Raw genomic sequence first — 21,790 nt, forward strand, 5'->3', positions numbered from 1 at the left:
AGAACCCCCGTCCCTTCGCCTGGACGAAGAGCGCTGACGAGATCCTCGAACGCCTCGCCTCATATCTTGATCGAATTCCTGGCGCAGGACACTAGGCGGGCGGCCCCCGTTGGCGGATCAACCCGGGGAGCCAGGTCCGGCCCCCTACCCGGGTATGAGAGGGAGCCGGGCACCTGGCTTCGTGGGGTGAGGCGGCCGTCCGACCGGCCGCCTAAGCTGGCAGGGCCATGAACGCCCTTGAGTGGCCGCGTGCGCTCTTCGTCTCGCAACGGCCGGCCCCGCCGCTCTCCACCACGTCCCGCTTCGCCCGGCGCTGGGTGCGGTACGGGGTCGCGGCGGTGACCGCCGCGGCCCTCGGCGCGCTCGGCGGCTGGACCATGTTCCACGTGTACGGCCTCGACGCCGTGCCCGCCGCCGTCCTGGCCGTCGTTCAGGCGGCTCCGCTGCTTCTGGCGGTCAGCCGCCCGCTGCAGGCGTGGTGGATCATGACGGCGGCGGACCTGGCGGCGTCCGTGGCACTGCGGCACGCCCCGCACTTGGAGGGGAACAGCTGGCCCTGGCCGCCCGCCGTCATCGTCGGGCAACTGGTGCTGCTGGTCGTGGTGGCCCGCCGGGAGCGCCGCGCCGCCCTGGTGACGGTATGGGTGGTCCTCACCGCCTCGGGCCTGGTCATGGCGGCCGTCTCACCGCACGACCGCGACGGCAGCGACCTCCTGCTGGCCGTCCTCGGCGGCGGAGTGCTGCTGGTGGGCCGCGTACTCCAGGAGCGGCAGGAGGCCCTGCGGCGCCTGGGCGAGCAGCGGTTGATCGCCCAGGCGGAACGGGCACGGCACACCCTGCTGGAGGAACGGGCCCGGATCGCCAGGGAATTGCACGACGTCGTCGCCCATCACATGTCGGTGATCACCGTCCAGGCCGACAGCGCGCCCTACCGCATCACCGGGACACCGCCGGCCGCCCGGGAGGAGTTCGCCGCCATCGCCGCCGCCGCACGGCAGTCCCTGTCGGAGATGCGGATGCTGCTCGGCGTACTGCGCAACGAGGACGCGGACCGCGAACGGGCCCCGCAGCCAGGTCTGGACGCCGTGCCGCACCTGGTCGAAACCACCGGCCGGGCCGGCGTCCCGGTGACGCTGTCCGTCGACGACGCCCTCCAAGGGCTCAAGGGCCTGCTGCCGCCCGTGGTGGAACTCTCGGCGTACCGGGTCGTCCAGGAGGCACTGGCCAACGTGGTGCGGCACGCGACCGGGGCGCCGACACACGTCGACCTGACACTGTCGCCGAACCGCGCCGGCCTGACCGTGCGGGTCGCCAACGCCGCGCCGGAGCGCTCCCCGGACACCCTGGAGACCACCGGCACCGGCCACGGCCTGGTGGGGATGCGCGAACGCGTGCGCCTGCTCGGCGGCGTCCTGGAGACCGGACCGACGGACGACGGCGGCTTCCAGGTCACCGCCCGGCTCCCCCTGCCGACCTCACTGCGCGAGGAGACCCTCAGCCCATGACGATCCGTGTCGTCGTCGTCGACGACCAGGCCATGGTCCGCGCCGGCTTCACCGCCGTGCTGGCCGCGCAAACCGGCATCGATGTGGTCGGCGAAGCCGCCAACGGCCGCGAGGCCCTCCAGGTCTGCCGCGAACTGCGCCCCGACGTCGTGCTGATGGACGTCCGCATGCCGGAGATGGACGGCCTCGACGCCGTACGCCACCTCATGAGCCCGTCGGCCGAGGACACCCACCGACCCCGAGTGCTGATGCTCACCACCTACGACGTCGACGCCTATGTCTACGAAGCGCTCCGCTCCGGAGCCAGCGGCTTCCTCCTCAAGGACGCGCCCATCACCGACCTCACCCGCGCGGTCCGCGTCATCGCCGAAGGCGACGCGCTCCTGTCCCCCTCGGTCACCCGCCGTCTCATCGCCGACTTCGCCGCCGCCCGGCCCACACCACGCCAGGACACCGGCGACGGCACCCGCCTGCGCCTGCTGACCCCACGCGAGACCGAGATCCTCGAACTCGTCGCCCGCGGCCACAGCAACACCCAGATCGCCCAGCACCTCGTCGTCGCCGAACAGACCGTGAAGACCCACATCGGCAACATCTTCGCCAAACTCACCCTGCGCGACCGCGCCCAAGCGGTGATCTTCGCCTACGAGTCAGGACTGATCACTCCCGGCACGCCGTGACCTGGCGCTACGGCGTTTCCGCCGCGGTACGCCACTGCGGCTTGACGTCCATCATCCGCGCCGTCTTGCCCGGGTCGCGGTCGACCAGGTCACCGAGGACGGCGTCGATCCGCCGCAGCACTTCGGCGTCCAGGCGCTTGCCCGAGGCCGCGGCGTTCTCGCGGACCTGCTCGGGTCGGGTCGCGCCGATGACGGCGGAGGTGATGCCCGGGCGGTTGAGCGTCCAGGCGACGGCCAGTTGGGCCATCGTCAGTCCGGACTGCCGGGCCAGCGGCAGCAGTTGCTGGACCCGGTCGAGCAGCTCCGGGCCGAGGACCCGGGCGATGAAGGTCGGGGCGCGGCCGCCCGCGGTGGCGCGGGTACCGGCCGGTGCGGGCTGTCCCGGTCGGTACTTGCCGGTGAGCACGCCCTGGGCCAGCGGCTGGAAGACAAGCTGTCCGATGCCCTCGCGTGCGCAGACCGGCAGCACCTCCGGCTCGATCACCCGCCACAGCATGTTGTACTGCGGCTGGTTCGCCACGATCCGGCTGCGCAGCCCGAGTTGCCCGGCGATCCGCAGCGCCTGCTCGATCTGTTCGGCGCGCCACTCGGAGACGCCCAGGTAGAGCACCTTGCCCGCGCGGACCAGGTCGTCGAAGGCGATCAGGGTCTCTTCCAGCGGGGTGCCCTCGTCGAAACGGTGCGCCTGGTAGAGGTCGACGTAGTCGACGCCGAGGCGGCGCAGTGAGGCATGGCAGGACTCGATGACGTGCTTGCGGGACAGCCCGCGGTCGTTGCGGCCCGGGCCGGTCGGCAGACACACCTTGGTGGCGATCTCCACGGATTCGCGGCGCAGTCCCTTCAGCGCATGGCCGAGGACCTCTTCGGCCGCGCCCTGGGCGTAGACGTCGGCCGTGTCGAAGGTGGTGACACCGACGTCGAGCGCGGCGTGGATGCAGCTCGTGGCGGTGTCGCGTTCGACGGTCTCGCCATGGGTGAGCCAGTTTCCGTAGGTGATCTCGCTGATGTACAGGCCGCTTCGGCCCAGAACACGGTGCTCCATGCTCCGGAACCTAACGATCACCGGCACGCACGGCCACCGTATTTGCCCGCGGGCGCCCTATCGGTGGGCTCGGCCCGCGCTGCACCAGACGAGCCCCGCCACCGCGGTTGCCGTCACGGCGACCGCGGCCCGCCACCGCCAGCCCTCCGATGAATTGTTGGTACGAGAGGCGAGCACGGCGTCATTGGACTGCCAGCTCAGCACCGAACCGTTCGACTGGCCCGACAGCCACGAGCCGAACGACTGGAACGACCCGAGCGATCCCGCGGACATGAACGACCCGAGCGAACCGAAGGAGCCCACCGACCCCACCGATCCCACGGACAGGATCGAGCCCGCCGAGCCGATCGAAAGGATCGACTCCGTCGAACCGATGGACAGCAGCGAGTTGCGGGAAGCGGTCGACCAGCGTGAAGGCATGGCACCCATTCTCCCTCCTCTCCCCCTCGTACACGTGACGGCGCGGCCGTCCATGAGGCCGTGGGTGTACGCCCGCGGACTACCCGAGGGGTGGGCGATTGTCGCCCATGGCCCGATGCCCGTGGGGGTCCGTACGGGAGATCGTCCCATGTCATGAGAGAGCCACAGAAGCGAACGCACCTCGTGTACACGGTCCTTGCCCTGCAGATCTTCGGAGTCGTCGCGTTCGCCGCCGCCTGGAACGCGCTGGATTTCCATATCTATTGGGAGGGCGGGCGGGTCGTGACGGACGGGGCGAGGCTCTATCGGGAGCAGCTCGTCGCGCACTGGTTCACCAACACGCCCTTCATGGCGGCGTTGTTCTCCCCGGTGTCGCACATACCGCTGACCGTCGCCAGAATCGGCTGGGAGTTGGCGTCCGTGGGTGCGTTCGCTTGGAGCTGCGGGAGCGCGCTGCGGTTGGGTGGATTCGCTTGTACGAGGGCCCGGTTGGCCGTCGTGGTGGCCGCCGGGCTGTTCCTCCAGCCGATGTGGCAGTCGATCTTCCTGGGGCAGATCAATCCGTTTCTGCTGGCGCTCGTGCTGGCCGATGTCCGGATGGTGGCGGCTGGGCGGCGATGGGCCGGGGTCGGGGTGGGGGTGGCTGCCGCGATCAAGCTGACGCCCGGGATCTTCGTGGTGATGCTGCTGCTCGCAGGGCGGATACGGGCGGCCGCGGTCTCGGCCGGGACCTTCGTCGCGTGCGGGCTGCTGGGGTTCCTCGTCGCCCCCAAGGCGTCGCGGGTCTACTGGAGCGGCACGTTCCTCGACACCTCGCGCGTCGGGGCGGACTACATCAGCAACCAGTCCCCCTTCGGCGCGGCCGCACGGCTGCTGGGCGGGCCGGACCATGTGGGCGGCTGGTATCCGGTGGTGCCGCTCGTGCTGGGAGCGGCCGGGATGGCGGTGGCGGTGGCGTGGGCGCGGCGGGACGAATGGCTGGGCGCCGCCGCGGTGACCGGCACGACAGGACTGCTCGTCTCGCCGATCTCGTGGGCCCACCACTGGGTGTGGGTGGTGCCCGCGCTCCTGTTCCTCGTACGGGACGGACGCCGCCGCTGGGCGGCCGGCGCGTACCTGCTCTTCTGCCTCTCCCCCTTGTGGTGGATGCCGCGCGTCCACGGCTTCGACGGGACGAACACCCTCGTCGCCAACTGCTACTTGCTGTCCGGCCTGGCGTTCGTCGCGTACATGGCCTGGCGCCTCCGGCAGCGGACGACCCCCGCCGAGCCGCGGCGCCTGGTCGATCTCAGCCGCACACGACCGGAGCACGCCCTCGTACCCCAGCCGTGACCCGAGGGTTCGGCGCCGAGCGACACACCGACGACCTGCACCAGGTCACGTACCGCTACCTGGTGCAGGTCGCACGAACCACCGCGGGCGGACCGGCAGATGACGACCCGCCGCGCCGTACCGGTGTCAGTACCTGCCGGTCGTGGCGATGCGGCCGGCGTACCGCTGCGTCCAGGCGCTGTCGGTGTCGACGGTCAGGACGACGTCGTAGTAGCCGTTGTGGGTCGGCCACATGACGACCTGTGACCTGCCGCCGTGCACCGTGACGGTGCGGGTGCCGCCGCGGTAGTCGTGGGCGGCGAGGGTGTACCGCACCGGCTTGGTGCCGTCGTTGTGGAGGGTGAGCTTGAGGTGGGCGTCCTTCCGGGTGTGCTCGCCCCGGAGGAGAGCGGCGCCGACGCGCGGGAGGGCGCCCTCCGGCTTTCCGGGCGGCGGGACCTGGCCGGCGAAGGAGCGCACGAAGCCGTCGTTGCAGTAGATCGAGAAGGCGTACTGGCCGTCGGTGGCGGTGGCGTCCCAGGTGTACTCGCGCGGCTCGCCGGCGGTGACGGTGAAGGGGGTGTTGGAGAACGGCAGGTGCTTGTCGGGGAAGACCTGGAAGCTCACCGCCTTGCCGTACGGGCCGCCGCCCAGGGTCATCGTGGCGGTGACCGTGCCCGCCTTGCGATCCTCCGTGAGCGTCGCGTGCGGGTGGAAGCTCAGCGGGCGCGCCTTCATGTGGTCGGCCGTGATGGTCACCGGCTGCTCGGCGAGCGGGTCGGAGAAGGTGGCGGGGCCCGGCCGCGGGTGGGCGAAGTCGAGGGCGCTGGTGAGGTCGCCGGCGATCGAGCGCCGCCAGTCGCTGATGTTGGGGCTGCGGAACGGCTTGCCGAGGTGGGCCGCCCAGACCTCGAGGAACTTGATCGTCGAGGTGTGGTCGAAGACCTCCGAGGCGACGTACCCGCCGCGGCTCCACGGAGAGACCAGCAGCATCGGCACCCGCGCGCCGAGGCCGAGCGGGTAGTCGCCGTTGTACTCGCGCGCCGTGCCGGGCTCGGGCCACGGCGGCAGCACGTGGTCGAACTTCCCGTCGTTCTCGTCGTAGTTGAGGATGAACAGGGTGTGGTCCCAGATGTCGGGGTTGCCCTGCAGGATGTCGAGGACCTTCTTGACGTAGCGCTCGCCGTGCAGCGAGTCCGCGCCCGGGTGCTCGGACCAGCCGTACGGTGCGACGATCCAGGAGACCGCCGGCAGCGGGTGCTGCGCGCCCGGCTGGCAGGCGTCGTGGAAGTCCTTCAGGACCGCGTCGAGGTTCGCGTCGGAGTCGTTGTTCGGCGAGGTCGTGCCGGAGTAGTAGGCGGCGTTGCCGCGCCAGATGAGCCCGGTGCCCGGCTGGAGCTTCGGGTCGTCGGCGCTCAGCCCCTCGGGGTCGAAGCCCTTGAAGTACTTGAGCTCGTTGTCGCCGTAGTCGCCGATCCACGAACTGACGTAGCCCTGGCGCCCGTTACCACTGTTGTCGGAGTAGAGCCGCCAGTCGATGCCGGACTGCTGGAGCTGCTCGGCGACCGTGATCCAGGGGCGGGAGTAGTTGGACTCGTCGGTGTTGCCCGTCTCGCTGTTGGCGGTACCGCTCCACAGGTACTTCCGGTTGGGGTCGGTCGGCCCGAACTCCGAACAGAAGTACTGGTCCGCGATGGTGTACTGGGCGGCGACCGAGTGGTAGAAGCCCATGTAGGCGTCGCTGTGGTGGTTCATACAGCTCGCGCCGTTGTGGTTCACCCAGAGGTCCCACTTGCGGTGGTTGACGTCGCCCCAGGCCCCGTGGTCGTTGCCCCAAGTGCCGTCGTCCTCCTTGGGCGTGACGATGTTGCCGCCGCTGTCCTTCTGCTGGAAGACGGTGGTGCCGTCCTGGAACCGCAGCGCCTGCTTGTCGTTGAGGCCGCGGATGCCGGGGAACGTGCCGAAGTAGTGGTCGGTGGACCGGTTCTCCTGCATGAGGATCACCACGTGCTTCAGGTCGGACATGTCGCCCCTGAAGCCCTTCGGCAGCCCGTGCCTGGACTCCGTAGCGGCGTATCCGCGCCCCGTCCCGGCGATTCCGCTGAGCGCCAGTGCCCCGGCGGCGACCCCCGTGCCCTGGAGGAACCTGCGGCGGCTGCTGCCGGTCGTCGTGTCCGTGCGGTCGTCGGGTCCGGGCTCGGGGTGCGAAGTGATCGGATCAGTGCTCATGAATGTTCCTCGCGCAAGATCGAGTACGTCGACTGGGTCTGGAGTTGTACATACAACTTGGCGAATACCAACTCCATGCGAACGGCGGCCGAGCGTTGGCTGACAGAACATGAAGGGAAGCTTGCGCGGGAGTGCGTGCGCGGTGCGGCGAAAGGGTGCCACCCACAACCCCTGGCCGGCGATGCCCTGTTCGCCGAGTGTTCGCCCGATCCTCAGCCCGGGAGAGGCGGGGCTTCTCGTACGGAGGCTGGGATCGGCCCGAAGGTGGCGGCACATGACCACCGGCGGTGAGGTCGCCTCCGAAGTCGTACCGACAGTGAAGAGGACTCATGGACAAGTCGAAGGGCGGCGCTCTGCGAGGCCGCGGCCGGACCCTGCTGGGCGCCGTCACCGTACTGGCGGCCGTCGTGCCGCTCGCGGTGACCGGGTCCGCTCGGGCGGACGCTCCCGCGGGGAGCGGCACGCAGTGGACCACGCAGCAGGTCGCGCCGGGCGTCGAGGTGCGGACCGGCACCCTGCGCGACACCGCGGCCGCGCCCTCCTGGACGGTCACCGTCAAGTACCCGTCCACCGGCCGGCTTTCGGGTGCGCCCGTCGACGTCGAGGTCGGCCCCCGGGCGTGGGCGGACGACACCGCGGCGAAGCTGCGTACCGCGGGGTTCCCGCCGCGGGTCGAGACGGTGGCCTGGCCGGACTACGCCGACACCCCGCACGGCGCGATGGGACTGCGGGTCCGCGTCGGTGCGTACGCGTCCCAGGCCGCCGCCCAGACCGCGGCCAACTCGGTGGCCGCCGCCGGGTTCCACGCCGCGGTGGCGTGGACCGGGTACGACGCGCAGCAGCCCGCGGACGTGGAGAACATCCACATCGCCGTGATCGACCCGCGCCTCTTCCACGGGACCGTCGAGGGCACCCACGACGGGAACGTCGCCCAGCGGGAGACCACGTCCTCGGTGGCCGCGAAGCTCCGGTCCCTCGTCGGGACGAACGCGGGGTTCTTCGTGACCTCCGACTCCGACGGCGTGCAGGGCACCCAGTCCGGGATCGCCGCGTACGACGGGGAGTTGGAGTCCATGGCGGCCGGCGCCCGGGCCGCGCTGATCCTGGGCGGCGGCCGGCACATCCGTATCGCGGACCTCACCACCGACGCCACCGCGCGAGTGGCCGGTGCCACCTACGCCGTGCAGGGCATCAACCGGGTGCCGGGGACGGTACGGGACTGCGGGCGGCCGGGCGCGGTGCCGAGCACGCTGCCGTGGCAGGACGTCACCTGCCACGAGGCCGACGACCTCGTGCTCTTCACCCCCGCCTTCGGCGCGAACCTGCCCGGGGGCACGGTTGTTCAGGCCGTGCTCGACGCCACGGGCAGTGTGGTGTCCGTGGGCGCCCGCGGCGGCCGGGTTCCGGCCGGCGGCTCGGTCCTCCAGGGCATCGGCTCGGCCGCGCAGTGGCTGACCGCGCACGCCTCGGTCGGGCAGCGGGTGCGCGTGGACGAGACGGTACGTGACACCGCCGGGCACCGGATCCGCCTCGGGCGCGGCGACAGCATCGTCAGCGCGGCTCCCACGCTCGTCAAGAACGGCCGGGTCGCCATCGACGCGGCCACCGAGGGCACTGTCGACCCCCAGGACCTCTCCTTCGGCTACGCCTGGGCCAACGTCCGCCAGCCTCGCACCCTCGCCGGCGTCGACGCCCGCGGGCGCCTCCTCCTCGTCACCGTCGACGGCCGCCTCACCGGGGGCAGCGAAGGCTTCACCCTCTCCGAAGCCGCCCACTTCATGCGGTCGCTCGGCGCGGTGCAGGCACTGAACCTGGACGGCGGCGGCTCCACCGCCTTCACCGTCAACGGCACCCTCGTCAACCACACCTCCGACGCCACGGGCGAGCGCCCCGTCGGCGACACCCTCCAGGTCCTCCCGGCCGACCCCGGCCGGTGACCTGGACCGAGGCGCCGCCGTGCTCACACCACGGCGGCCCTCGGAGGGTAGGTGCCGTCCCCGCCGCACGGCGGCCGACGCGGTCAGGCGCCGCCGTCGGCGGTCGGTGCCGCCTCACCGAGCACGGCGAGGGTCAGCACACTGCCGCCGATCCCCCAGCCGCCGTCGGCGACCTCTTCGACCAGCACCATGGTCGTGGCGCGGGCACGCTCACCGTAGATCTCCACGTACAGCTCGGTGGCGCGGGTGACGATCTCCTCCTTCTGCTTCTGGGTGAGGGTCTTCTCGGGGACCTTGAAGTTCGCGAAAGGCATGGCTGGTCGTTCCTTCTCTCAGCGGGGGCGTGGTGGTGGGCGGGCGGCTCAGATGATTCCGCCGTTGACCCGGACGACCTGACCGTTGATCCAGTGGCCGGCCGGGGAGGCGAGGAACGCGACGACCTCGGCGATGTCGGCCGGGGCGCCGAGCCGTTCCAGCGGGGGCTGGGCCGCCAGGCGGGCGATGGTCTCCTCGTCCTTGCCGTCCAGGAACATGTCGGTGGCCGTCGGGCCGGGTGCGACCGCGTTGGCGGTGACGTCACGGCCCCGCAACTCCCGGGCCAGGATCAGCGTCAGCGCCTCGACCGCGCCCTTGCTGGCGGAGTACGCCCCGTAGTTCGGGAAAGCCAGCCCCACCACGGACGTGGAGAACGTGACGATCGCACCGCCGCGGCGCACCCGGCGGACGGCCTGCTGGACGACGACGAACGTGCCGCGGATGTTGGTGCGGTGCAGGTCGTCCAGGACGGCCAGATCCAGCTCGGCGATCGGCGCCATGTGTGCCCGCCCGGCCGCGTGCACGACGACGTCGATCCCGCCGAACTCCGCTTCGGCCACGTCGAACAACGCGGCGACGGCCTGCTCTTCGGCGACGTCGGCGCGCACCGCGACCGCCCGCGCGCCCTCGGCGACGGCCTCTTCCACCGCGGCTTCGGCCTCGCCCTCGTTGCCTGCGTAGCCGACCACGACGGCGTACCCGTCGGCGGCCAGGCGGCTCACCGCCTGACGGCCGATGCCGCGCGAGCCGCCGGTGACGATCGCGACGCGGGGAGAGGTGGAGGGCTGGGCCGGGGCGGCCGCTCCGTCGGGGGACATGGGAATGGACACTGCTGACTCCTGTGGTGGTGGCGATCGGGCGACGGTTCTGCGCCGACCTGCTGCGTCCTCCACGATCGGCCGCCCCCCTGCCCCCAGCCAGGGCTGCGTCTACCCAGGGGATGGCACCCCCTGGCTACGACCCGGCACGCGAGGGACCATGAAACGGTGAACCTTCCCGAACTCGGCGCTTTCCTCAGAACCCGCCGCGACCGCATCCGCCCCGCCGAGGTCGGCCTCCCCCAAGGCCCGCGCCGACGCGTCCCCGGGCTGCGCCGCGAGGAGGTCGCCCAGCTCGCGGGGCTGTCCGCCGACTACTACACCGAGCTGGAACGCGGCGGCGCGAAGCACGGCGTACAGCCCTCCGCCCAGGCCCTGGCCGCCCTCGCCCGGGCCCTGCGCCTCAACGGCGACGAGCGCGACCATCTGTTCCACCTGGCTGAACGGCCGATCCCCCCGTCCGCCCACGGACCCTCGGCACACGTGCAGCCCGCGCTGCTCGCACTGCTGGACCGGCTGTCCGACACCCCCGCACGCGTCATCACCGACCTGCACGAAACGCTGGTGGAGAACGCCCTGGCGGTCGCCCTGCTCGGCCCGTCCCCGGCACACCACGGCCCGACCGCGAGCTTCGTCCACCGCTGGTTCACCGACCCGCGCACCCGCGACATCCATCCGCCCGAGGACCACCCACACCACTCCCGGGTGTTCGTGTCCGACCTCCACGCGGCGGCCGCCCGGCGCGGCCGGGACGAGGAGGTCAAGAAGATGGTCGCCGTACTACGCCGCCGCAGCCAGGAGTTCGCGGACCTCTGGGACACCCACGACGTCGCGGTCCGCCGCATGGACCGCAAGAAGATCATCCACCCCACGCTCGGTGTCATCGAGCTCGACTGCTTCAACCTCCTCAGCGAGGACGGACGCCAGCGCCTCCTGTGGTTCACCGCTCCCCCCGGAAGCCCGGGAGCCGAGCAGCTCCGACTGCTCTCCGTCATAGGGACGCAGGAGTGGGGACTCGCCCGGGGCACGAACTACGGGCAGGCTCAGCCGGGGGTGTCCGAGACGGGTGCGTCCTTCGGTCCGTCTGCGTCGGACGGTGGGGCGTCGTGAGGTCCCGCACCGTACGGCGGTGCGGCGCCACAAGTCCGCCGGAACCCAGCGCTTGCACGCCTCTTCCACGTCAGGGGTGAAGTTGATCATCGTGGAGCAGATGCACACACCGGCCAGCGACTCCCAGGCCACGAGTCTTCCGACGGCCCCCGTGCCAAGCTCCCCCCGGCGCTCATCTCCCCACTCTACGGGCGGACCGCCCGGACCGAGGCAGGGTCCGGGGAACGTCGGCCGCTGCTGCCGGGGTCGTCAGCCGACGTGGACGCGGGGGCGGCGTTTGACGTCGGGTTCGGCTTCGCGGAGGACCTCGCGGGTGACCGGGGCCACTTCGCCCTGGCCGAAGAGGAGGAAGCGGAAGAAGTTGGCGAAGGGGCTGCCCTCGGTCCACTCGAAGTAGATGTGCGGCTTGCAGCCGGTGACGTCGCGGACGTGGAGGAGGAGGGCGGCCAGGGCGTTGGGGACGGAGGTGCCCTCCAGGGTGAGGACGCGGTAGCGGTCGTGGAGGACTTCTCCGCGTACCGTCACGGCGGACTCGAACTCGGAGGCGTCGCGCACGGTGACCTCGACGAAGACGACGTCGTCCTCCGGGGTCAGGTCGTTGTCGAAACGGATCTGCTTGACCTTCTCGCGGTACTCGGCGGCGTCCCGGCGGTCGGGCTCGTTGGCGATGAACCTGATACGGCGACTGGCGATGTCGCGGACGAAGCGGGCGGCCATGTCGTCCAGGGTCACGCTCGTCACCCGCAGTTCGAAGGCGCGGGCGAGCCGGGACAGCAGCGAGACCAGGATGATCCCGGCGATGAAGCAGCCGCCGATCTTCACGCCGTCGGGGCGTTCCAGCACGTTGACCACGGTGGTGTAGAGGAACACCAGGGCGATGGTCCCGAAGCCGATCGTCCACTTGCGCTGCCGGGACCGGCGCGCGGAGATGGTCACGGCGACGGCGGCGGAGCTCATCAGGACCAGGACGCCGGTGGCGTAGGCGCCGCCCTGCTTGTCGACGTCGGCGTCGAAGATCCAGGTGACGAGGAAGGCGATGAGGGTGAAGACCAGGACCATGGGGCGCACCGCGCGGGCCCAGTGCGGGGCCATGCCGTAGCGGGGCAGGTAGCGGGGCATGAGGTTGAGCAGTCCTGCCATGGCCGAGGCGCCGGCGAACCACAGGATCGCGATGGTGGAGAAGTCGTACGCCGTGCCGAAGCCCGAGCCCAGGTACTGGTGGGCGAGGTAGGCGAGGGCGCGGCCGTTGGCGGGTCCGCCGTTGCGGAAGTCCTGCTGGGGTATCAGGACCGTGGTGAGGAAGCTGGTCGCGATGAGGAACACGCTCATGACGAGCGCGGCGGTCGTCAGCAGCTTCTTGGTGTCCCTGATCCGGCCCGCCGGGCGCTGCTCGGTGTCGTCGGGGTCGCCCTGGACGTGGGGCATGACGGCGACGCCGGTCTCGAAGCCGGACAGGCCCAGCGCGAGCTTGGGGAAGATGACCAGGGACACGCCGATCATGACGAAGATGTTGCCGCGCTCGGCGGTCAGACCGCTGGTCCAGTCGGTCACCAGGTGGGGGGCGGCCAGGACGTGGTAGAGGCCGGTGGCCACCACGACCACGTTCAGTACCAGATAGACCGCGACCAGGACCGTGGCGACACCGATCGCCTCCAGGAACCCCTTGAGGAACACCGCGCCCAGCAGAGCGACCAGGGCCAGGGTGATGATCATCTGGTGGCCGTGCAGGGTGCTGTTGAAGTGGGGGTTCTCGACCAGGTGGGTCGAGGCGTCGGCGGCGGAGAGGGTGATGGTGATCAGGAAGTCCGTCGCCGCGAAGCCCAGGAGGGCCAGGACGAACAGTTTGCCCTTCCAGAACGACAGCAGGCGTTCCAGCATGGCGATGGAGCCTTCGCCGTGGGGGCTTTCCTTGGCGACCCTGCGGTAGACGGGCAGGGCGCCGGCCAGGGTGACGATGACCAGGACGATGGTGGCGATCGGAGAGAGCAGGCCGGCGGCCAGGGCGGCGATGCCGGGCTGGTAGCCCAGGGTGGAGAAGTAGTCGACACCGGTGAGGCACATCACGCGCCACCACCGCTGTCCGTGGTGGGGCGGTTCAGGCGCGGTGGCCGAGGCGTCCGGCGGCCGGACGTCGGTCTCCGGGCCCTGCTGGTGCCGGGCCATGTCGGACAGCCCCTCCAGCAACCACGCGCGCACCCGCCCCGGTGGCTCCTCGTGCGCGGACCGCGTTTCCGAAGCGGCTGCCATGGGTCATCTGCTCCCGTCTCTTGCGGCGAGTGCCGCTCGCGCCGAGGCGCTCGATTGCAACAAGAACAGACTATTCATACGAATCAGGGAGAAGTACGGACGCATTCCCCCGCCGGAACCCGACCCGCCCCTGCTCGATCTGCCCGGTGTCCCGCAACGCTGCGGTCTCCGGCCCGAGCAAGCGTGCGGCAGCGCGGCGCCGAACGGCCGGCCCGCCGACGAATTCATACGCGTTCTTAACGCTTCCCCACGGCCTCGGACCGCCGCGCGACCCCGGCGACGGCCACCCGGGGAAGGGAGCGGGCTTCCCTTCCGGCCAAGCCGACCGCCTCGGGTTCCCCGACGGCGCCAACTGCCGTAGAAGAGAGGGACGCGCGCGGGCTGGGCGGGACGCGAGCAGGGGGCGGGATGAAGGAGACGACACCTGCAGGAGTGGCGAGCCCGGCTCGCCACTCCTGCGGACTGAGGACCGGCGAAGCGCCGCGTGTCAGTAGTGGGTGCCGTTCCAGGTCCAACGTGCGGTCTCGATGCCGGACTGGCCCCAGGGGGTGGAGTAGACGGCGTCGCCGTTGGCCGAGGTGCGCAAGTCGTTCTCGCCGCTGTAGGTGGAGAGTTCGCTGTAGTCGCCGTTCCACAGCTGCCCGGAGTTGAGGCCGCTGTCGCAGCTGCTCTGCCACACGGCGTTGGTGTCGGTCTTGTCGTCCGTGGTGAGGCACTTGCCGGTGGCCGCGCTCTTGAGCTGGCGGTAGGTGATCCCGCTGGGGTAGGCGGTGTAGGAGCTGCCCCAGTTCCAGTAGGTGCCGGGCGACTCGTCGCAGGGGCCCGACCAGACGTTGCTGGTCGTGGTGGAGGCGGTGAGGCAGTTGCCCTCGTAGGCGTTCTTGTACACCCAGTCGGTCGCCGCGGACGCGGTGGTCATCGAGCCCGCCACGGTGAGCATGAGGGCGGCGAACATCATGGGCAGGGTCAGTCTCAGGGTCTTCCGGGATTTCATGATCGCGAGGATTGAGGGCAGAAGCGTTGATCATGTGAATCGAAGCTGAACATGTCGTGCCGCGATGATCACGCTCTAGGCATGCACGCGTCAGCGACACCTCCGCACTCCCCCGCCCCGGGCCGTCCGCTCACCGGCCCCCGGGCTCGCCGCGGCCGAGGGGCTGGGCCGCGGTGCGGTCCTGGAGCGCCCCCGGCTCCGTCATGACGATCTCGGGGTGGTGGAGGTCGAAGGCCGGGCACTCGGAGCGGATACGGGGCAGGCTGCGGAAGTTGTGGCGGGGCGGCGGGCACGAGGTCGCCCACTCCAGCGAACGGCCGTAGCCCCACGGGTCGTCGACCTCGACCTTCTCGCCGTACTGCGCGGTCCTCCACACGTTGTAGAGGAAGGGCAGGACCGACAGGCCGAGCAGGAACGACCCGATGGTGGAGATGGTGTTGAGCGTGGTGAACCCGTCCGCCGCGAGATAGTCGGCGTAGCGGCGCGGCATGCCCTCGGCGCCCAGCCAGTGCTGGACGAGGAAGGTGGTGTGGAAGCCGATGAACAGCGTCCAGAAGGTGATTTTGCCGAGCCGCTCGTCGAGCATCTTGCCGGTCAACTTGGGCCACCAGAAATGGAAGCCCGCGAACATCGCGAACACCACGGTGCCGAAGACGACGTAATGGAAGTGCGCGACCACGAAGTACGAGTCCGACACATGGAAGTCCAGCGGCGGGGCCGCCAGGATGACACCGGTCAGGCCGCCGAAGAGAAAGGTGACCAGGAAGCCGATCGACCACAGCATCGGCGTCTCGAAACTCAGCGAGCCCCACCACATCGTGCCGATCCAGTTGAAGAACTTCACACCGGTCGGTACCGCGATGAGGAACGTCATGAACGAGAAGAACGGCAGGAGTACGGCTCCCGTGACGAACATGTGGTGCGCCCAGACCGTCACCGACAGGCCGGCGATCGCGATCGTCGCGCCGACCAGGCCGAGGTAGCCGAAAATCGGCTTCCGCGCGAAGACCGGGATGATCTCGGAGATGATGCCGAAAAACGGCAACGCGATGATGTACACCTCCGGATGGCCGAAGAACCAGAACAGGTGCTGCCACAGCAACGCCCCGCCGTTCGCGGCGTCGAAGACATGCGCCCCGAACTTCCGGTCGGCCTCCAGGCACAGCAGCGCCGCGGCGAGCACGGGAAAGGCGATGATCACCAGGACCGCGGTGAGCAGCACGTTCCAGCAGAAGATCGACATGCGGAACATCGTCAGGCCGGGGGCGCGCATGCAGACGATCGTGGTGATGAAGTTGACGGCGCCGAGGATGGTGCCGAAGCCGGACAGCGCCAGACCCATCATCCACATGTCGGCGCCGATGCCCGGCGAGCGGACCGCGTCGTTGAGCGGCGCGTACGCGAACCAGCCGAAGTCGGCCGCGCCGTCAGGGGTGAGGAAGCCGCAGACCACGATCAGCGAGCCGAACAGATAGAACCAGTAGGCCAATGCGTTCAGCCGCGGGAACGCCACATCCGGCGCGCCGATCTGCAACGGCATGATCCAGTTCGTGAACCCCGCGAAGAGCGGTGTCGCGAACATCAGCAGCATCAGCGTGCCGTGCATGGTGAACGCCTGGTTGTACTGCTCGTTCGACACGAACTGGTTGCCGGGCCGCGCCAGTTCCGCCCTCATCAGCAGCGCCATGACTCCGGCGAGGAGGAAGAAGGCGAACGAGGTAATCAGATACAGCGATCCGATCGTCTTATGATCAGTTGTGCTGGCCCACGAAACCATCAGTCGGCCACCCGGCCGGCGCCCCGGACGGCGCCGCGCATCGAATTCAGCCGTACCCGCAGTGTCGGTCGCTGTCACGGCGACGCTCCTATGATCGACGGTCACACAGGGAGACTGACGATCACCTTGGCGCCAATGCCGCGGCGAGTGAGGGATCTCCGCCCGGCGCGTCGCATTCGGCGTGCGCCGCCTCCTTCAGAGCGCCCCGATCGGGGAGATGAGCGTCTCGTCGGCCGGGCACTCCCACACCGCCGCACCCTCGCGCGGGACCGCCCGCAGCGGATGGTGGTCCGGATGCCGAGGACACGGCGGCCAGTTGGTCGGCGCCTGGCCCCACAACTCCTCGATCACCCACTCCTGCACCTGGTCCGCCACCGCCGCGACCCGCTCGCACTCGGGTACCGGACGCGATACGTACACTCCCCTGCCGCTGCCGTCAGGACTCCACAGCATCGCCGACGCGCAGTCGGCGTCATCCGTCCAGTCGTCGTCCTCGACCCGCGGCGGGGCGACCCCCGCCCCCCGAAGATCGCGCAGAACCGGCTCCATCGCCTGCCGCAACACCTCGTCCATGAACACCGAGCCTAGGGCGTGTCCTGACACGCCCTAGGCCCGCACCCCGCGCGTCCGCCCCGGAGAACCGATCCTCCGGGGCGGGCGCACCTCGTCACTTCCCATAGACCTCGAAGGACCACAGGGAGTACCCGTAGCCGCTGCCGCGGGCTGAGCCGTACATCCTGATGTAGCGGCCCGATCCGGACAGGCCGGTGAGGTCGTCGGTGCCGCCGTCGCCCGTGGTGGTGGAGTGGACGGTGGTCCAGGTCGTGCCGTTCTTCGAGGTCTGGATCTGGTACGCCCTGCCGTAGGCGGCTTCCCAGGTCAGTTTGACCTCGCTGATGGAGTGGGTGGCGCCGAGGTCGACCTGGAGCCACTGCGGGTCGGCGAAGGCGCTCGACCAGCGGGTGGCGGGGTCGCCGTCGGTGGCCAGGTTCGCGGGGTAGGCGCCGGACTGCAGGGTGGACGCGGTCGTCGGCCTGTTCAGCGCCAGGTCGCGGGCGCGGACCGGCCCGGTGGCGGTGAGGGTCAGCTCCTGCTCGCCGGCGGCGCGTGATCCGCCCACCGCGTTGCCGGTGGTGTTGCTCCAGGTGCGGGCCGGGGTGGTCTCGGCCGACCGGGTGGAGTCGGCGGACAGCCCGATCACCAGGCCGCTGTAGCGGTTGACGAGGTGGTAGGTCCCCGTGGAAGCGCCCGTGGTGCTGGACTTGTCCGCGATGATCCACCACTGCTGGCCGACGGTCGGTCCGCCCGCCGGGGCGGCGGCCGCGGTCGGCTTCGCACCCCAGGCGCGGCCCGCCGCCGCAGTGGAGTCGACGCCGAGCAGCTGGCCGGTGGAGCTGTTGCCGATCGTGTAGGAGCCGTCGCCGTCGCTGGTGAAGACCCAGGATTCCAGGGGAGATCCGGTGGGGGTGGCAAGGGAGGTGGTGGCGGAGCTGGCCGCGACCTGGGCGAGGACCCGGCCGTCTCCACCGGCGACGCGGTAGGCCCGGGTGGTGTCGACCGGCACGGCGGGCGCGGAGGAGCCGATCGTGACGGGGACGTACTCGCCGTCGGAACCGTTGGAGCAGGCGAAGGAGCAGTAGGAGCGGAAGGTCTTGCCGACGATCATGGAGTTCGTACGGTTGGCGGGGTCGAGGAACCAGCGGTACCAGGACCCGGAGGTGTAGCTGCCGGAGTCACCGGCCAGGTACCACTTCTGCGTGGCCAGGTTGTCGGTGACGTAGAACCGCTGCGGCGCCCCCGCGTCCTGGTCCTGGACCTCCGGCTCGCCGATGTACAGGCCCAGTTGGGCGTCGTAGGCGATGTTCATCGTCAGCAGGTCCGACTTCGGGGGCAGCGTACCGGCGGCGACCTGCTGGTCCGTGGTGCCGGTGTTGGCCGGGTCGTACTCCTTCGCGACCGGGGTGTAACCGGTGCCACCGGGGGAGTCGACCGGCACCATGTTGCTCTCCCTGCCGCCCACGCCGGGCTGCGACCAGGAGCCGTCGTACCACTTCCGCCAGGAGCTGGGCGCCATCTTGCCGGAGAGGGGCGCGCGGGCCACATGCGCCTGCGAGACCCAGGAGCCGCTCGACCCGCCCTTGGGGAGCACCCGGGAGTTGTAGTAGACGTAGAAGTAGCCCGAGGCGATGTCGACGAACAGCCGCGGATCGCCGTCGCCGTAGTAGTACGTCTGGTTCGGGAAGGCGGCCGTGTCGCCCCGCTCGGTGCTGTACGGCGAGGTGAGGACGTGGTCCTTGATCGTCCAGGTGCGGCCCTGGTCGGTGGAGACCGTGTAGTCGATCGCGTCGTAGTGCATGCCGTCGCCGAAGGGCTGCGGGGTGAACTCGTTGTGCACCAGGCCGTACCAGTCGCCCGTGTCGGGGTCGACCCATACGCCCATCAGGTCGCAGAAGTTCTTCTGCGAGTAGCCGGAGCCGGCGGGCGCGGCGGTGGCCTCCCGGCCGGTGGGGCTGTTGTCGCACCGCCAGGTGGTGTCGTTGTTCCTGTCGCTGCTGTTGGCGGGGTTCACCGCGTCGCTGATCGCGGTGGAGAACGTGGCGGTGTCGAAGTCGGACCCGGAGGAGAAGTCCCAGGTCCGTGGGTCGGTGGCGCCGTACAGAGCGGCGGCCTGCTGGTAGTAGTAGGTGCCGTCCTTGTCGATGAAGGAAGCGGCCGGGGTGTCGGTCGGGTGCGTCCAGGCACCCTTCGCGCCGATGGTCACGGTGTAGGTGGCGTCGGGCGGGGCCGCCGACGCGGGCACGGTCGCCAGGGTGCCACCGCCGGCCACGGCCAGAGCCATGGCGACGACCGCTCCGACGAACCTTCTTCGCTGCACTGGCACAGGTACTCCTTCGTGTCACGTGCCGCGCCGTCACGCGGCGACTCCTCTGCCAACCGGCGCCTTCCACGGACGCCCGCGCGGCCGGATGAAGCCCGGCCGCGTCCCGGGCGGCGCGTCAGCGGGGGGAAGGTGCGGTGGCGAGTGGAGACGCTAGGCTCACTTGACCGGTAAAGCAACCCTCGGATGCAATATTCTGCGCGCAGCAGTGTCCATTCGATCGGGTCCAGTCATACTCGTCGAACAGAACGAGCAAACTGAGCACTTGACGGATGTCGTCCGCGCCTGGGTAGGGTCGGCACCGTTGGCCTGGCTACGGGAGGTGGTCGACGTGGTGACGATGAAGGACGTGGCCGAGCGGGCCGGGGTCACGAAGCAGACCGTCTCCAACGTGGTCGCCGGCCGGCCCGGCGTGGGCGCCGCGACGGCGGCCCGGGTGAACGCCGCGATCACCGAACTCGGTTACACCCCCAATCTGGTGGCCCGTTCACTGGCGACCGGCAGGACCCGGACCGTCGGCCTGTTCGTCCCCACGGTCGGCGCGACCTTCTACGCCGACATCGTCGAGGCGGTCGAGGACGTCCTCGAGGAGCACGGCCACCACCTCCTGCTGTGCACGACCCGCTTCGACGGCGAGCGCGCCCGACGCCATCTGGCCGGCCTGACCAGCCGCTCGGTGGACGGCCTGCTGATCGCGGGCGACCGGGACCTGACCTGCCATCTGCCGGAACCGGCGGACGTCCGTTTCCCGGTGGTGCTCTGCGCCTGGGAGACCGAGGTACCGGATCGCTTCCCGGTCGTCACCATCGACTTCGAGCACAGCGGCTACCTCGCCGGCCGCCACCTTCGGGGGCTCGGGCACCGGCGCGTGGCGGTCCTGGCCAGCCCCGCCCAGGCTCTCCGCGTCCAGGGTTTCCGGCGCGCCTTCGCCGACGACGGCCTCACCGTCCCCGACACCGCCGTGCACTTCACCCCCCAGCCCGACGTCGCCGGTGGTTTCGCCGCGGCAAGCGCCGCGCTGGCGGCCGACCCCCGTATCACCGCGGTCTTCGCCGCCTACGACGCGCTGGTCCCCGGCGTCCTGCAAGCGGCCCACGAGGCCGGCCGCTCCGTCCCCCACGACCTGTCGGTCGTGGGCCACGACGACAACCCCGAGTCCCGGCTGCTGCACCCGCCCCTCACCACCGTCTCCGTTCCCCGGCGGCGGATGGCACGCCAGGCGACCGAGGCCCTGCTGCGCACCATCGCCCAGCAGGGCACCACCGCCGGCCCGGTCCAGCTCCTCCAGCCCGAGCTGGTGGTACGCGGCAGCACCGGGCCGCCCGCGCAGCCCGCACGCTGACGCGGGTGGCCTGGCCTCCGGCTTCGCTGCCTGGATCTACGCCCGCCCAGAGGCAGAGGGGGTGAGACGAGCCGGACGACCCTCCGACGCCGCACCGGCAGCCGACGACACCCACGCGGTAGGGCTGCTGGCGCTCCGCATCGTCACCCCGAACGACCTCGCCGATGTGCCCGTCGAGAAGATCATCCGCGTAAGGAACCGGGGAGTCACCGACCGCCTATCTGCTCTCCGTCGAGCGCGCCCTTGAGCCGGCAACGCTCCTGCGCCGCTCACCCACCGCGGGTAGGGCCGGAAGGCGGCGGCCGTGCCGCTTCCGGCCCCGGGCGGCCGGGGGTGCGGGGTGTCAGGCCAGCTTGTTCAGCAGCTCCGCCGCCAGGGGGGCGGAGGAGGACGGGTTCTGGCCGGTCACCAGGTTGCGGTCGACGACGATGTTCGGGACCCAGGGCTCGCCCACCTGGACCTGGACGCCCGCCTCGGTCAGACGGTCCTGGAGCAGCCACTTCGCCTTGTCGGACAGGCCGCCCTGGATCTCCTCGGCGTTGGTGAAGGCGGCCACCTTGTACCCGGCGAAGGAGTTGGTGCCGTCCTCGGCTACGGCGGCGAGCAGGGCGGCCGGGGCGTGGCAGACCACGCCCAGCGGCTTGCCCGACGTGAGCGCCGCGGTGAGCAGCTTGCCGGAGTCGGCGTTGACGGCCAGATCCTCCATCGGGCCGTGGCCGCCGGGGTAGTAGACGGCGGCGTAGTCGTCGAGGTCGACGTCCTCCAGCTTGAGGGGGCTCTGGAGCTCGCTCATCGACGCCAGCACGTCCGCGATCTTCCGGGCACCTTCCTCGCCGCCGTTGAACTGCGGCGCCAGGCTGCCCTCGTCCAGCGGCGGTACGACGCCGCCCGGCGTGGCCACGACGATCTCGTGGCCCGCCGCGGTGAACACCTGGTACGGGGCGACAGCCTCCTCGGCCCAGAAGCCGGTCGGGTGCTTGGAGCCGTCCGCCAGCGTCCAGTGGTCCGCGCCGGTCATCACAAAAAGGATCTTCGACATGAGGGTCTCCTCGTCACGGGTTCACACTCCGGCGCCGGGCGCCGGATGGTCTTCGTCCTCAAATGTAAAGGTGCTGAAGTATCACGACCAATGGAAACACCGCTGCCTGGTATCGGCATGTCGATACCTCCGCTGACCAGCCCAGC

17 protein-coding genes are annotated in these 21,790 nt (G+C 70.5%); 6 read left to right on the plus strand and 11 right to left on the minus strand.

The window, feature by feature from the left end:
• The first annotated feature begins 227 nt into the window (after positions 1-227).
• Both AB0M29_RS04210 and AB0M29_RS04215 read left to right on the plus strand, forming a co-directional pair.
• Positions 228-1,505: a histidine kinase gene (locus AB0M29_RS04210; protein WP_365378635.1), complete on the plus strand. Its 1,278-nt coding sequence runs from the start codon at positions 228-230 to the stop codon at positions 1,503-1,505.
• On the plus strand, positions 1,502-2,185 hold the full coding sequence (locus tag AB0M29_RS04215) for a response regulator transcription factor (protein WP_365378638.1): 684 nt from the start codon (positions 1,502-1,504) through the stop codon (positions 2,183-2,185). Before AB0M29_RS04210 ends, AB0M29_RS04215 begins: the two co-directional genes overlap by 4 nt.
• A 7-nt stretch (positions 2,186-2,192) precedes the next feature.
• Here AB0M29_RS04215 and AB0M29_RS04220 read toward each other — a convergent pair whose 3' ends face one another.
• Both AB0M29_RS04220 and AB0M29_RS04225 read right to left on the minus strand, forming a co-directional pair.
• A complete protein-coding gene (locus AB0M29_RS04220; protein ID WP_365378640.1) occupies positions 2,193-3,227 on the minus strand; it encodes an aldo/keto reductase family protein in 1,035 nt (344 codons plus the stop codon).
• 57 nt (positions 3,228-3,284) lie between these two features.
• Entirely contained in the window at positions 3,285-3,647 is a 363-nt protein-coding gene (locus tag AB0M29_RS04225) for a hypothetical protein (RefSeq protein ID WP_365378642.1), read from the minus strand.
• Between the two features lie 153 nt (positions 3,648-3,800).
• Between AB0M29_RS04225 and AB0M29_RS04230 the strand changes: the two genes are divergently transcribed.
• Positions 3,801-4,979 carry a glycosyltransferase 87 family protein gene (locus tag AB0M29_RS04230; protein WP_365378645.1) on the plus strand — a complete coding sequence of 393 codons (1,179 nt, stop codon included), beginning with the start codon at positions 3,801-3,803 and terminating at the stop codon, positions 4,977-4,979.
• A gap of 126 nt (positions 4,980-5,105) precedes the next feature.
• Here AB0M29_RS04230 and AB0M29_RS04235 read toward each other — a convergent pair whose 3' ends face one another.
• The gene (locus AB0M29_RS04235) at positions 5,106-7,187 is read right to left on the minus strand and encodes an alkaline phosphatase family protein (protein WP_365378647.1); all 2,082 of its coding nucleotides are present in this window, start codon (positions 7,185-7,187) and stop codon (positions 5,106-5,108) included.
• A gap of 329 nt (positions 7,188-7,516) precedes the next feature.
• Between AB0M29_RS04235 and AB0M29_RS04240 the strand changes: the two genes are divergently transcribed.
• Positions 7,517-9,124, plus strand: coding sequence for a phosphodiester glycosidase family protein (locus tag AB0M29_RS04240; protein WP_365378649.1), 1,608 nt, complete (start codon positions 7,517-7,519; stop codon positions 9,122-9,124).
• Positions 9,125-9,207: 83 nt separating this feature from the next.
• Here the strand turns inward: AB0M29_RS04240 and AB0M29_RS04245 are convergent, their stop codons facing one another.
• Together AB0M29_RS04245 and AB0M29_RS04250 are read right to left on the minus strand one after the other, a co-directional pair.
• On the minus strand, positions 9,208-9,438 hold the full coding sequence (locus tag AB0M29_RS04245; protein WP_365378652.1) for a 4-oxalocrotonate tautomerase family protein: 231 nt from the start codon (positions 9,436-9,438) through the stop codon (positions 9,208-9,210).
• Between the two features lie 48 nt (positions 9,439-9,486).
• Positions 9,487-10,257 carry an SDR family oxidoreductase gene (locus tag AB0M29_RS04250; protein WP_365379413.1) on the minus strand — a complete coding sequence of 257 codons (771 nt, stop codon included), beginning with the start codon at positions 10,255-10,257 and terminating at the stop codon, positions 9,487-9,489.
• 168 nt (positions 10,258-10,425) lie between these two features.
• Between AB0M29_RS04250 and AB0M29_RS04255 the strand changes: the two genes are divergently transcribed.
• Positions 10,426-11,367, plus strand: coding sequence for a helix-turn-helix transcriptional regulator (locus tag AB0M29_RS04255; RefSeq protein WP_365378655.1), 942 nt, complete (start codon positions 10,426-10,428; stop codon positions 11,365-11,367).
• 249 nt (positions 11,368-11,616) lie between these two features.
• Here the strand turns inward: AB0M29_RS04255 and AB0M29_RS04260 are convergent, their stop codons facing one another.
• The 5 genes from AB0M29_RS04260 to AB0M29_RS04280 all read right to left on the minus strand — a co-directional run bounded on the left by AB0M29_RS04260 (position 11,617) and on the right by AB0M29_RS04280 (position 19,266).
• Complete coding sequence (locus AB0M29_RS04260) at positions 11,617-13,614, minus strand: amino acid transporter (protein ID WP_365378657.1); 1,998 nt, start codon at positions 13,612-13,614, stop codon at positions 11,617-11,619.
• 487 nt (positions 13,615-14,101) lie between these two features.
• Positions 14,102-14,608 carry a hypothetical protein gene (locus AB0M29_RS04265; RefSeq protein WP_365378660.1) on the minus strand — a complete coding sequence of 169 codons (507 nt, stop codon included), beginning with the start codon at positions 14,606-14,608 and terminating at the stop codon, positions 14,102-14,104.
• A gap of 130 nt (positions 14,609-14,738) precedes the next feature.
• A complete protein-coding gene (gene ctaD, locus AB0M29_RS04270) occupies positions 14,739-16,385 on the minus strand; it encodes a cytochrome c oxidase subunit I (protein ID WP_365378662.1) in 1,647 nt (548 codons plus the stop codon).
• A gap of 195 nt (positions 16,386-16,580) precedes the next feature.
• Positions 16,581-16,958, minus strand: a complete 378-nt coding sequence (locus tag AB0M29_RS04275; protein ID WP_365378665.1) for a hypothetical protein — start codon at positions 16,956-16,958, stop codon at positions 16,581-16,583.
• 94 nt (positions 16,959-17,052) lie between these two features.
• Complete coding sequence (locus AB0M29_RS04280; RefSeq protein WP_365378668.1) at positions 17,053-19,266, minus strand: discoidin domain-containing protein; 2,214 nt, start codon at positions 19,264-19,266, stop codon at positions 17,053-17,055.
• Positions 19,267-19,528: 262 nt separating this feature from the next.
• Here AB0M29_RS04280 and AB0M29_RS04285 point away from each other — a divergent pair, with 262 nt between their 5' ends.
• Positions 19,529-20,605 (plus strand): LacI family DNA-binding transcriptional regulator, encoded by a 1,077-nt coding sequence (locus tag AB0M29_RS04285; RefSeq protein WP_365378670.1) that lies wholly within the window; start codon positions 19,529-19,531, stop codon positions 20,603-20,605.
• Between the two features lie 343 nt (positions 20,606-20,948).
• On the opposite strand, the gene AB0M29_RS04290 is transcribed toward AB0M29_RS04285, so the two are convergent.
• Positions 20,949-21,644: a type 1 glutamine amidotransferase domain-containing protein gene (locus AB0M29_RS04290; RefSeq protein ID WP_365378673.1), complete on the minus strand. Its 696-nt coding sequence runs from the start codon at positions 21,642-21,644 to the stop codon at positions 20,949-20,951.
• Positions 21,645-21,790: the final 146 nt, after the last annotated feature.

Source organism: Streptomyces sp. NPDC051976, from assembly GCF_040680795.1.
Lineage (GTDB): Bacteria > Actinomycetota > Actinomycetes > Streptomycetales > Streptomycetaceae > Actinacidiphila.